Source organism: Peribacillus sp. FSL E2-0159, from assembly GCF_038643155.1.
In the GTDB taxonomy this organism is placed as follows: domain Bacteria; phylum Bacillota; class Bacilli; order Bacillales; family DSM-1321; genus Peribacillus; species Peribacillus simplex.
In genome coordinates this window covers 3,037,899-3,050,716 of record NZ_CP152053.1, presented here as the reverse complement: position 1 = coordinate 3,050,716, position 12,818 = coordinate 3,037,899, and the positions used below count along the sequence as shown (strand labels likewise).

Genomic DNA, 12,818 nt, shown 5'->3' with positions numbered 1-12,818 from the left:
GTTTTTCTATGCAGATTTTTCTGAAAGTCGATTATAATAAAGGGTAAGCTATAAGCATGAAAGGAAGTGCAGGAAATATGCAAACGTTTAAATCACGTGACGAAATAAAAATAGAAGAAACATGGAACTTAAAGGATATTTACAATGATCAGGCCAACTGGGAAAAAGATTATCAAGAAGTTCTGAAGATGACAGAAAAATTAAAAACTTATGATGGGCATATTAACTCAGCTCAAGATTTGTTCGAGTATTTACGTTTAAGTGAGGAACTTGGGTACATTTATAACAAACTATATGTATTTGCCATGCTGCAAGCGGATTTGGATACTCGGGTAACCTCATCACAAGCATTACTGGATCGAGCGGGTAAGTTAGGGCAGAAAATCAGTAATGCTTCTGCATTTTTCATGCCGTTTCTTTTGAGCCTGGAAGAACATACATTAAAAGGGTACATAAAAGAAATCGAGGGTTTGAAATATTTTGAAGAGGATCTACTGGATTCCTTCCGTTATAAAGCCCATGTGTTAACGAAAGAACAAGAAGAGGTGCTTTCCCAAATAGGCGAAGCCTTTTCAGCACCTCAAAAAACGTTCGGGATGATCAACAATACTGATATAAAATTTGGGGAAGTTACGAATGAAGACGGCGAAAGAGTAGAGCTAACGCGAGGAATGTATTCCAAATTGATTGAAGACGATGATCGCGATAAAAGAAAAGAGGCCTATTTCGCCTATTATCAGCCATATGTACAATTGAAGAATACAATCGCTTCCACACTTTCCACAGCAATCAAGAATAATGTGAATCTTTCAAAACTAAGAAATTATCCATCTGCCTTGGAAAAATCCTTATTTGGAGATCAAGTTCCAAAAGAGGTATATGATAATTTGATTATGTCAACTAAGCAAAATATCGGACCTATGCATAAATACATTCATTTAAGAAAAAAATTGCTGGGTTTAGAAGAATTGCGTGCATATGATTTAAGTGTACCATTAGTCGAAGGAGCTAAAGAAGAGATTTCTTACGATGATGGTTTTTCTTTGATGGTGGAGGCTCTGAAACCTCTTGGCGAAGAGTATATCACAATCCTGAAAACCTTTAAGGAAAAAAGATATATCGACGTCAGGGAAACACCTGGAAAACGTTCAGGTGCTTACAATTTAGGACTTTATGGTGTTCACCCGTTCATCTTATTAAACCACCGTGATGATTTAGACAGTGTTTTTACACTTGCACATGAATCTGGACATGGCATGCATTCATACTATAGCTCAAAATACCAACCGCAAATAAGTGCAGGTTATTCCATCTTTGTCGCTGAAGTTGCTTCCACTGTGAATGAAATCCTGTTGATCCGCCATTTAATTAAGACAACAAAAGACGTGCAGAAGAAAAAACACTTACTTAACCATTTCATAGATAGTTTTAAAGGGACTTTCTTCACACAGGTGATGTTTGCGGAGTTTGAAAAGACCGTACATGAAAAAGCTGAAAATGATGAACCTCTAAATGCCGAGGTTTTTAATACAGCCTATGAATCGATTTTTCGTGCATATAATGGAGATGAAATTATTTTCGATGAAGAAGTGAAGTATGGCTGGTCACGTATCCCACACTTTTATCGTCCGTTTTATGTCTACAAATATGCTACTGGTTACGTTTCAGCCATTACGATCGCTGATAAGATCCTTTCTGGAGACCAAAAAACACTTGAAAGTTATTTGACTTTCTTGAAAAGCGGGAGTTCGGATTTCCCATTGGAGCTACTTAAGAAAACAGGAGTAGATTTAACTAAACCTGAGCCGATTGAAAATGCAATGAAGATTTTCAGTGATCTGGTCGACCAATTCACTGAATTGACAGAAGGCTAACCTAAACCATTTCTTCCAAAAGAGCCCATGGTATGTTGTTATAAAAAATGCTATAGTTAAAACATTGGCGTAGGAGAGGCCCAATCTATAGATTGGGCCTTATTTTATATGCTGAAGAAACAGGTAATGCGTGAAAAAAGTCATGGTGACAGCGTTATTTCAACATCGGAGCCTAGCCAGTGGGCCAGTTTCTTTGTACTTCAATGGCATATTTTGTGAGGAAAGTGAAAAATGAATTCGACAGTTAATTATATAAAAGAATGGCAGCAGGCACTTCAACTTGAAATCCTGCATTTGAAAAAATATGGCAGCACAAAATACCTGGTTTCGAACGGCCATTTGCTTACAGATGACGGTTCTTTCAACTATTATTTTGAAACAGGTTCATCGATAAAAATCCCTGTCGGTTCCCTCGTTCGACTGGAATGGGGAGGGATTAAACAGGATGGAAGGATCCTTTCATCGGAAGGGAAAAGTATAATCATTGTATTTGATCGCTCGTTAGGCGATTTGATCGGTGAAGCCTTTTTATATCATGACCCCTGGGAATTGCTGGAACAATTAATTATCCGCTTGGATGAAATCAAAAGAAGCAAAAGGAAAAGGCTTCGGATCAAGCGCCTGATGGATCCGTCCATGCCGCAAAAACATCCTTCAAATGAAAAACAAAGCAGTGTAAAAGAATTATATGCACGATCTAAGTTCAATCCTGTCACTTTTGTTTGGGGACCCCCGGGAACTGGAAAAACCTATACATTGGCACGTACAGTAGCCAATCATTATTTACAAGATAAAAAAGTTCTGGTTTTGTCCCATAGCAACCAGGCTGTCGATGTTTTGATGGCTGAAATTTCGGCATTCATTAAAAAGAAAGATCGTTTCAAAGAAGGCGATGTGCTTCGCTATGGATCTCAAATCGGTGAATCACTTGCCATACACGATGATATTGTTACCGGGCAATTATTAGGTAAACATGAACCGACATTATTTAAAGAAAAAGAAGAGCTTGGCGAAGAAAAACGTCTATTAAAACATGACTTGGCAGGATCCTTCAGTAAAAGGGATACAGATCAATTAATCGAAATAGAGAAAAAACTGGCCAAAGTCTTGGAGAAAATCCGCCAAAAAGAGATTCAATTCGTAAAAGAGGCAAAGGTCATCGGGACGACCTTGGCTAAAGCCGCAAATGATGAAACGGTTTATCAAAAGGAGTATGATCTGGTTATTTTGGACGAAGCGAGTATGGCTTACGTACCTCAGGTGGCTTTTGCTGCAGCGTTATCCAAACATATTATCGTTTGTGGTGATTTCAAACAATTGCCCCCTATTGCTTCGGCTCGTGATTCCCTCGTGAAACTTTGGCTAAAGGAAGACATTTTTCATCGGGCCGGTGTCGCCCAGTCTGTTGAAGAAGGAGAACTTCATCGTCATTTATTCCTATTAAAGGAACAGCGCCGCATGCATCCGGATATTTCAGCATTCACTAATCGTGTCGTCTATAACAATTTTGTTGGCGATCATATAAGTGTTGCGACTAGCAGGGAGAGCATAACGCAGGCGGAACCTTTTGCCAATAAAGCAGCAGCTCTTCTCGATACCAGCTTATCAGGGGAATATTGCATCACTGAACGGACATCCCACTCGAGAATGAATTTATGGCAATTACTTTTATCTTTTCAACTGATTCATGAAGCTTATGTCGACGGGTCAAGGTCAATTGGTTATGTCGCCCCATATCGTGCTCAGGCAGACTTGATGGAAAAATTATTGGATGACTTATATGACAAAGAACGGCAAACGGCGGATATCATCGCTGCAACTGTTCATCGTTTCCAGGGAAGTGAACGTGAGATGATGATCTTTGACACAGTTGATAGTTATCCGCAAAACAGGGCAGGAATGTTATTGACAGGGAGAGAAAGTGAAAGACTCATTAACGTGGCCATAACAAGGACTAAGGGTAAGTTCGTACATGTATGTGACACTTCATTTGTTAACAAACATGTATATCGCAGCAAAACACTTCGTCAGCTTGTCGATCATCAAATTCAAAATGATCAAATTGTACCAAAGAAAGACATTGGAAAATGGGTTAAGCACCAGCACCCGAAATTACAATGGATGCATGCCCGTAAATTGGGGGACTTTCAGGAAGATATTGAATCAACAAAACAAGAGATGGTTATCGCTGTACCGGATTTGAACAGTTTGTCAGAAGAATGGCAGCAATATTTATCAAAACGAAACCCTGCAGTGAAATTGACGATCATTTCAGCAAAAAGAAACCCTGATATCAACTCTGATCATTTTATTTGTTCACCTGTTTCCTTTTCCTTTATCATATTTGATAAAAGAGTTATCTGGCTGGGTTTGCCCGTAGAGTCCAATAATCGGGTCCAGCCTCCATTTATAGCGGCTCGTTTGGATTCACAAATAATGGCAGATGAATTACTATCTCAATTCAAAAAAAGTGAATAGCTCAGGAAAGGCCCTTAAAAAGGGCTTTTCTTCATTTACATATATCCCTAAAAAGACCTCGGTAGAATAAGTGATGCCAACTTGAGTCACCTGCGTAATTAATATATTTAAACAAAGACCTCGCTAGAATATATTTATGCCTCATACTCCCCAATAGATTCAACTCCTTATATTTTCTGCTAAAGGCTGCAAACTAAAATAACAAAGCAAGCGTTTCAGGCGACTTTCGACTAGTTATGATTTAACATTTAGTTACGAAAGACAAAGAAAGGAGATAACAAATTGAAACTAAGCATATTGGATCAATCCCCAATTGCATCTGGACAATCAGCACAAGAAGCTTTGCAGGCTTCACTCCAACTAGCACAAGAAGGAGATAGACTGGGTTATAGCAGAATCTGGTTAACTGAACATCATGATCTGCCGGGATTGGCCTGTTCCGTTCCAGAAGTTTTGATAAGCTATATTGGTGCACAAACAAAAAATATCCGGATTGGATCAGGGGCAGTGCTGCTTCCACATTATAAGCCGTACCGGATAGCAGAGACTTATAATATGCTTGCCACACTTTTTCCAGGACGGATTGATATGGGCCTAGGCCGTGCTCCTGGTGGATCTGCTGAAGCAACGATGGCATTATCCGATAATTTTCTTCAGAATGTTTACAAAATGCCTGAACTTGTTCAAGAACTGTTGAATTTTCTAAGAGGTGAATTTCCGAAAGAACATCCGTTTTCAAATGTCTCTGCCGCTCCTGTCCCAATGGTACCGCCTGAACCATGGATATTGGGAACAAGCGGGAAAAGTGCAAAGCTTGCCGCTGAAAATGGTGCTGCATACGCGTTTGGTGAATTCATGAGTGAAAATGATGGAGTGCAGAGCTTTCACCAGTACCGTGAGCACTTTCAAATAAAAGGTTTACTTAAAGAACCTAAAACGATTGTTACGGTTTCGGCCATATGCGCAGAAACGGAGGAACATGCGAAAGAAATCGCCCTTAGCAATACCCTATGGAAAATACAAAGTGGACATGGGGAAAGAAAGCAGGTTCCAAGTATAGAAGAGGTAAGGAATCATGATTGGACTGAAAAAGAAAAAGCATTGATGGAAACCATGCATAAAAAACTGATTTTTGGTACCCCTTCACAAGTGAAGTATCGCCTATTGGAGATTCAGGAGAAATATCAAGCAGATGAAATCATGCTGATAACCATCACACATAAGTTGGAGGATAGGCTTAATTCGTTTCGTTTGATTGCCAGGGAAATTCTTAACAGTTAATCCTTTCGAGCATTTTGTGTGCATTTTGTGTGCATTTTCTATATGATGACTTTGCGTCCAATTTATCATAATTGAAAGAAAGAAGATGAAGATATGAGTGCTGATCAACATGCAAAAAAACTTAGCGACATTTCTTTTTCCGTTCTGGACCTGGCTTCTATCGTTGAGGGTGGCACAGTTTCGGGAGCTTTTAAAAATACAGTAGAATTAGCTAAACATGCGGAGCAATGGAATTACAACCGTTTCTGGGTTGCGGAACATCATAGCATGCCTGGGATTGCAAGCTCTGCAACTTCAGTGCTTATAGGTTATGTTGCAGGTAGGACGGAAAGAATTCGCGTGGGTTCTGGAGGCATAATGCTACCGAATCATGCACCGCTGGTTATCGCAGAACAATTTGGAACATTGGAAGCAATGTATCCTGGTAGAATAGATTTAGGACTGGGACGTGCTCCGGGAAGCGACCAATTTACAGCCATGGCACTCCGGGGGGATGTACGTAATAACGGTCAGGATTTTCCTGAACAATTGGCACAGCTCCGTAGCTATTTAGATGCGGATTCTAAACATAATCGTGTTCGCGCCATCCCTGGCGAAGGACAGGATATCCCGATTTGGCTACTTGGATCAAGCGGCTTCAGTGCAGCATTATCAGCACAGCTGGGATTGCCATTTTCATTTGCAAGCCATTTTTCACCTGAAAATACTCAACCAGCTTTAGCCCGTTACCGCAATAATTTCCAACCATCCGACGTTCTCGATAAACCTTATGTCATGGTTGGTATCAATGTATTTGCAGCTGATACTACGGAAGAAGCGCAAAGAATTGCTACATCTTATCAACAGCAGTTCTTGAATTTGATACGGAACACGCCTGGTCAACTTGCTCCTCCAGTTGATACGATGGAAGGCCTTTGGACAGAATATGAAAAGGCCATTGTCATGAAGCAACTGAACGCTTCCATTATAGGGAATCCAAAAGAGGTTAAAGAGCAGTTGCAGGCATTTTTAAATGAAACACAGGCTGATGAAATGATTATAAACTCTGCCATTTATGATCAGGATGCACGTCTTCGTTCTTATGAAATCATTGCAGAGGTTACTGGAATGAAATAAGTGTCAAAGAATGAGCTTGCAGATTCCGTGTCTGCAAGCTTTTTATCAAAAATACATACCGATTGACTTCATCAACAAAGTTAGGAGAGAGTAATGAAACGAGAAGATCCTTTATCCTTAATATTTCACTTCACAGATAAACAAGGTGACAGCCGGCCTCTATATTTTACAAACCCGAAAAAAGTGTTCACCGCCCATTCAATTGAGGATGTCATTCCACAATTCCAAAAAGTCCAGGAAGCGATCGAACAGGGGCATTATGCAGCCGGATATGTTTCCTATGAAGCAGCACCTGCTTTTGAAAAATCTTTTAAAGTAAAAGATGGAGCCAAAATGCCATTATTATGGTTCGGGATTTTTGATAAACCGGAAGAAGAAATACCTGAAAAAATGACCGGGGCTTTTAATTTAGCTGAATGGCAATCAGAAACGGATTCAAAAACCTATCATTCCGGGTTTCAAAGGATAAAATCCGAAATCGAGAAAGGCAATACGTATCAAGTGAATTATACGATTCGTTTGCAATCCCAGTTCGAAGGAGATGACTACGCTTTCTTTGATCGCTTGAAGAGAGCTCAACGCTCAAACTATAGTGCATATTTAAATGTGGGGTCTCATCGAATCCTATCGGCTTCACCCGAGTTGTTTTTCCGTTGGGAAGATGGTCAGCTGATTACTCGGCCAATGAAAGGAACGGTAAAGCGGGGAACGACACAGAAAATGGATCAACTCAATGCAGACTGGTTAGCAGCCTCGGAAAAGAATCAAGCTGAAAACTACATGATTGTGGACCTGCTCAGAAATGATTTGGGAATGATTGCAGAACCAGGAAGCGTCAAGGTTCCACAGCTTAAGGCAATTGAAAAATATCCGACAGTTTGGCAAATGACATCCACGATTACAGCCGATACGAATCCACGAACAACAATAATTGATATATTCAAGGCCCTTTTTCCATGTGGATCGATAACAGGTGCACCTAAAATTAAAACGATGGAGATCATCGCTGATATCGAGAATTCACCACGTGAAGTTTATTGCGGTGCAATCGGGTTTATTTCCCCTGAATCCGAAGCCGTTTTTAATGTGCCGATTCGTACGGTCGTGATCGATATGGAAACTGGGAAAGCCGAGTATGGGGTTGGCGGGGGAATCACTTGGGATTCCGAGTTATCGGAAGAATATGACGAAGCATTTTTAAAAGCTAAATTATTGACGGTGGCAAGGCCTGCTTACAAACTATTGGAATCGATGAAGCTCAGCGATGGCGAATATTATTTGTTGGATGATCATATCGACCGGATGAAACAATCCGCTGATTACTTCGATTTTCGGTTCTCTGAATTGTATCTTAGAGATCGGCTCCAAAAGTATGCGGAATTAAACCATGGGACGTTGCAAAAGGTAAGGGTACTACTTAATGAAAATGGTGAAATTGAAGTCTCCGGACAAGCAATCAAGCCCCTTGATTCAGAATTTACGGCCATCTTGGCTGAAACTCCAATTTCAAGTGCAAATCCATTTCTATTTCATAAGACTACCAATCGTGATGTATATGAAGGCTTTCAAATGAATAATCCCGACTTCCATGATGTTCTGCTTTGGAATGAAGAAGGGTTCATCACGGAATTCACGAACGGAAATGTAGTGGTGAAGATAAATGGTGACCACTATACCCCTCCTGTGGAATCAGGTCTCCTTGCAGGAACATTTCGTCAAGACTTGATCAGGAAGAAGGAAATCAAGGGAAAATCCATTTCAAAGGATGACCTAAATAACGCTGAGGAAATTTGGTTTATTAATAGCGTACGAGGGAAATTAAAAGTGAATTTAACTTTCTAAGCTGATTATTCGTAAAAAAGTGAAAATTGTAATCTTTAATGCAGTTAGTTGAGTTGTAGTAGATGATGATTATTTTAAAGCTGTAGAAGAAGGCCGTATTGAAGCATCACTTGATCCAGATTGCCATTTTATTGATGATGAAAATTCCATGGATCTGCTACTAGGTTATGCGACGGCTGCAACGCGCCTGAAGAAACAACTGAAAGATATGTCCATACCAGTAGACGAAGATCACCCTTTGTTTGTGTACTTACCAAGTGGAGTCGGCGCGGCGGGCCCGGTGGTATAACATATGGGCTCAAGTTAGCCTTTGAAGATGATATACATTGTTTTTTTGCAGAGCCGACACATTCACCATGCATGACACTCGGATTGATGACAGGCCTTCATGACAAAGTCTCGGTGTAGGACTTTGGAATTGATAATAAGAGGGAAGCGGATGGTCTTGCTGTCGGAAGGCCTTCAGAATCGGTTTCCAGTATGATGACGACCGTGTTAAGCGGCAGCTATACCATAGAGGATACAAGGTTATTCGAACTGCTCAGGGAAATGGCAGAGTCGGAAGGTCATTATTTAGAACCATCTGCCCTAGCGGGAGCATTTGGTCCGATACAACTTTTGTCAGCTCCAGAAGGAAGGGAATATCGAAGGGATCAAAAACTGCTGGATAAAATGAATCAGTCCACTCATATCAACTGGGCGACAGGCGGGAGCATGGTGCCAAAGGATAGGATGGAACAATATTTATCTAAAACTTAAAAAAAGTTCACGAGAGTGAACTTCTCAGACTGTAGACAAATTCGAAGAAAAGCGAGTTTGTCCGCAGTTTTTTTATTTAAAAACGTTCCTTCAGCCGGAGCAATTTTTTCGTCCTAAACCGCGCTTTATTTGACCGTCATCCGCAGTATTCGTACCCGGAGCATTCATTTTGCGGTTCACATATTGATTCCGTTCCCTTTTCGTCGACTTACTGCCAAGCCTCCTCACCGCAAGCTCTCTAGCGGTGAGGAGGCTCCAGACATTCAGCAGGAGTGTCGCAAATTTCTCCAATCCAGTGTGGTTTCATCACAGAAAAAAGTTGTTTTAAAATCATGGTAATCATTCCGATAAAATCGTGAAAGGGAATTGGGATGAGACCATTCCGAACCCCATTTTGTTCGACAAACTTAAAGCAGTTCACGAAAGTAAACTTCTTTTTTCTTTATAAACCCCATGAGATCAATAAAAGGTGAATGGCTTTTTCCAATTCGGATTCAGGGATCCCTGCAAAGCCCAATATGATTTTTGGAGGATGTTCGTTAATTTTTTCGATCGAATATGTCGATAATCCATAAATTTTAATATGATCTTCGTTTGCCTTTTGAATAAGTGTCTGTTCATCCATGCCGTTCTTAACGATGAGGACGACATGCAATCCTGACCGCTCTCCAATGATTTTTATTTGTTGATGGGGTTTAAACAGATCGATCACTTTATCCAACTTGCGACGGTAAACTTTCCTCATCCGATTCAAATGCTTTTCGAAATCCCCTTCCTTCATGAACTGTGTCAATACATGCTGGTCAATCCTAGAAACGGTTGAATGGTAAAAAGATAATTCCTGTTGATGCATTTGTAACAATGGAGCGGGAAGAACCATATAACTGATCCGAATTGATGGCATCAATGATTTTGAGAATGAACCTAAATAAATCACCTTATCACTAGCATCCATACTTTGTAAGGAAGGTATTGTTTTTCCACTATAACGAAATTCACTATCATAATCGTCTTCGATAATATAGCGGTTTGTTGCCCCTTGAGCCCAGTTCAACAAGCGCGTCCGTCTGTTAACGGAAAGGATCGTCCCATTTGGGAAGTGATGTGAGGGAGTGACATAAACGACGTCGATCTTTGAATCTTCAATTTGGTTCACCTTTACGCCTTCTTCATCAATTTGCAGTGGATGGACTTCATTTGGGTAGCTGCGTAAAATCCGGTGAATCAAGTGATACCCAGGATCTTCAACACCATAGATGGCATTTTTATCGAATAGAAGGACAAGCTGCTGCAATAAGATCTCCATTCCTGCACCAATGATGATCTGTTCGGGAACACATTGTACACCACGTGCATGGTACAAATAATGGGCAATTTCACATCGTAATTCATATTCCCCTTGAGAATCCCCCAGTAAAAGAAGATCTTGATGTGATTCATCGATTTTGCTTTTCATGTATTTTCTCCATTTTTCAAATGGGAAGTGTTCCGTGTCAATTTGGCTGGGATGAAAATGATACAGCAATTCCCCTTCTTTATGATTGATTTGTTCCACTGATACTTGGTTAGTTTGTGTATACTCTAAATCCTCGAATGTTTGAATATAGTACCCTTTTCTTGGTATAACTTCAACGTATCCTTCAGCAGTCAATTGTTCATATGCAGTCTCGACAGTATTTTGACTAATTTGGAGGAACTCTGCCAATTTCCGTTTGGAAGGCAGCTTTGTGCCGTAAAGAAGACGGCCATCGATAATTTCTTTTTTAATATATGAATATAATTGTTCGTACAAAGGCACTTCACTTAACCGATTTAAATCACAAGAAAGCATATTCATTTTGTTGCCACCTTTTAAAAAAAATTTTACTGACCCCATTAAATTTATTAAAACTGACACTTTCAATGCGGTCAACTATTTTTTATACTAAATCTAACAAATCTAAAAAATGCAAATATTAGGGGGAAGAGAAATGGATAAATTATTAGGAACTGACACAGTAAAAAGAGGAATGGCACAAATGCAAAAGGGTGGCGTAATTATGGACGTCATTAACGCAGAACAAGCAAAAATCGCAGAAGCATCCGGTGCTGTTGCTGTCATGGCATTGGAAAGAGTTCCTTCCGACATCCGTGCGGCTGGCGGGGTAGCTAGAATGGCAGATCCTCGAATTGTCGAGGAAGTAATGAAAGCAGTGTCCATCCCGGTCATGGCTAAAGCAAGGATTGGCCATATTGTGGAATCAAGAGTCCTGGAATCCATGGGAGTGGATTATATCGATGAAAGTGAAGTGCTGACTCCTGCCGATGAAGAATACCATATTCTAAAAAGTGATTTCACCGTACCTTTCGTTTGTGGCTGCCGTGATTTAGGAGAAGCTGCACGCCGTATTGGTGAAGGAGCATCAATGCTTCGTACAAAAGGAGAACCAGGTACGGGTAATATTGTGGAAGCTGTGCGTCATATGAGAAAGGTCCAGTCACAAATTCGTAAAGTGAGCATCATGAGTGATGATGAATTAATGACAGAAGCAAAAAATATCGGAGCCCCTTATGAAATTTTAAGAGAAATCAAACGCACAGGTAAATTACCTGTAGTTAACTTTGCGGCTGGCGGAATTGCCACTCCAGCAGATGCAGCATTGATGATGGAATTGGGAGCAGATGGAGTTTTCGTAGGGTCAGGTATTTTTAAATCTGAAACTCCAGAAAAATTCGCGTCGGCAATCGTTCAAGCGACTACATATTTCACCGATTATGAATTGATTGGCCGGTTGTCCAAAGAGTTGGGCAGTGCAATGAAAGGAATTGATATTTCCAAACTAGCTCCGGCAGAACGGATGCAGGAACGTGGATGGTAATATGATAACTATCGGTGTTTTGGGATTACAGGGAGCAGTTGAAGAACACTTGAACCAAATCAAAGGTGCCGGCGAACAAGCAATTATTGTAAAAAAACCGGAACAGTTGCTTGAAATCGATGGCTTGATCATTCCAGGCGGAGAAAGCACAACGATGAGGAAGCTAATGGATCGTTATGGATTTATGGAACCGATCAAAACTTTCTTCGAAGGTAAAAAACCTATTTTCGGTACATGTGCAGGGATGGTATTGGCGGCCAATGAATTGGCTGGCGATGAGAAGGCCTATCTTGGACTAATGGACATTTCCGTGAAAAGGAACGGATTTGGACGTCAACGGGATAGTTTCGAGGCTGAACTATCAATCAAAGGAATGGAAGAGCCTTATAAGGCAGTTTTCATCCGGGCGCCATTTGCTGATGGAATTGGAGAAGGTGTAGAAGTATTGGCTGTTTATGAAGAAAATGTAGTGGCTGCGAGACAAGACCATGTCCTCGTCAGTGCGTTTCATCCAGAATTAACAGGTGATGATCGTTTTCTGCAACTTTTCATTGAAATGGTGAAGACCTCAGTAAGTAAGGTCGAATTGAAAACCTGCTAAACAAATGAA

Annotated in this window: 8 protein-coding genes and 1 pseudogene; 8 read left to right on the top strand and 1 reads right to left on the bottom strand. The window is 40.5% G+C overall.

All coding sequences use genetic code 11. The features are described 5' to 3' along the window. Positions 1-77: 77 nt before the first annotated feature. From pepF to NYE63_RS14830, 6 genes and pseudogenes are all read left to right on the top strand, one after another. On the top strand, positions 78-1,874 hold the full coding sequence (gene pepF / locus NYE63_RS14855; protein ID WP_342601671.1) for an oligoendopeptidase F: 1,797 nt from the start codon (positions 78-80) through the stop codon (positions 1,872-1,874). Positions 1,875-2,105: 231 nt separating this feature from the next. Then, on the top strand, positions 2,106-4,352 hold the full coding sequence (locus NYE63_RS14850) for an AAA domain-containing protein (protein WP_342601670.1): 2,247 nt from the start codon (positions 2,106-2,108) through the stop codon (positions 4,350-4,352). A 282-nt stretch (positions 4,353-4,634) separates the two neighbouring features. Beyond that, complete coding sequence (locus NYE63_RS14845; RefSeq protein WP_342601669.1) at positions 4,635-5,633, top strand: LLM class flavin-dependent oxidoreductase; 999 nt, start codon at positions 4,635-4,637, stop codon at positions 5,631-5,633. A 93-nt stretch (positions 5,634-5,726) separates the two neighbouring features. Next, positions 5,727-6,749 carry an LLM class flavin-dependent oxidoreductase gene (locus NYE63_RS14840; protein WP_342601668.1) on the top strand — a complete coding sequence of 341 codons (1,023 nt, stop codon included), beginning with the start codon at positions 5,727-5,729 and terminating at the stop codon, positions 6,747-6,749. Between the two features lie 93 nt (positions 6,750-6,842). Next, the gene (gene pabB, locus NYE63_RS14835) at positions 6,843-8,591 is read left to right on the top strand and encodes an aminodeoxychorismate synthase component I (RefSeq protein WP_342601667.1); all 1,749 of its coding nucleotides are present in this window, start codon (positions 6,843-6,845) and stop codon (positions 8,589-8,591) included. A gap of 43 nt (positions 8,592-8,634) precedes the next feature. Beyond that, positions 8,635-9,350 (top strand): annotated as a pseudogene (locus NYE63_RS14830) (D-serine ammonia-lyase); the annotation flags it as partial. A gap of 442 nt (positions 9,351-9,792) precedes the next feature. Here the strand turns inward: NYE63_RS14830 and NYE63_RS14825 are convergent. Beyond that, positions 9,793-11,187, bottom strand: a complete 1,395-nt coding sequence (locus NYE63_RS14825) for a PLP-dependent aminotransferase family protein (RefSeq protein WP_342601666.1) — start codon at positions 11,185-11,187, stop codon at positions 9,793-9,795. A 133-nt stretch (positions 11,188-11,320) separates the two neighbouring features. Here NYE63_RS14825 and pdxS point away from each other — a divergent pair, with 133 nt between their 5' ends. Continuing rightward, positions 11,321-12,208, top strand: a complete 888-nt coding sequence (gene pdxS / locus NYE63_RS14820) for a pyridoxal 5'-phosphate synthase lyase subunit PdxS (protein WP_342601665.1) — start codon at positions 11,321-11,323, stop codon at positions 12,206-12,208. 4 nt (positions 12,209-12,212) lie between these two features. Continuing rightward, positions 12,213-12,809 (top strand): pyridoxal 5'-phosphate synthase glutaminase subunit PdxT, encoded by a 597-nt coding sequence (gene pdxT, locus NYE63_RS14815; RefSeq protein WP_342605773.1) that lies wholly within the window; start codon positions 12,213-12,215, stop codon positions 12,807-12,809. The last annotated feature ends 9 nt before the right edge of the window (positions 12,810-12,818 follow it).

Bases quoted from the DNA above. Each gene is read 5' to 3' on its own strand.
- pepF (WP_342601671.1), top strand. From the start codon at position 78: ATGCAAACGTTTAAATCACGTGACGAAATAAAAATAGAAGAAACATGG.
- NYE63_RS14850 (WP_342601670.1), top strand. From the start codon at position 2,106: ATGAATTCGACAGTTAATTATATAAAAGAATGGCAGCAGGCACTTCAA.
- NYE63_RS14840 (WP_342601668.1), top strand. From the start codon at position 5,727: ATGAGTGCTGATCAACATGCAAAAAAACTTAGCGACATTTCTTTTTCC.
- pabB (WP_342601667.1), top strand. From the start codon at position 6,843: ATGAAACGAGAAGATCCTTTATCCTTAATATTTCACTTCACAGATAAA.
- NYE63_RS14825 (WP_342601666.1), bottom strand. From the start codon at position 11,187: ATGAATATGCTTTCTTGTGATTTAAATCGGTTAAGTGAAGTGCCTTTG.
- pdxS (WP_342601665.1), top strand. From the start codon at position 11,321: ATGGATAAATTATTAGGAACTGACACAGTAAAAAGAGGAATGGCACAA.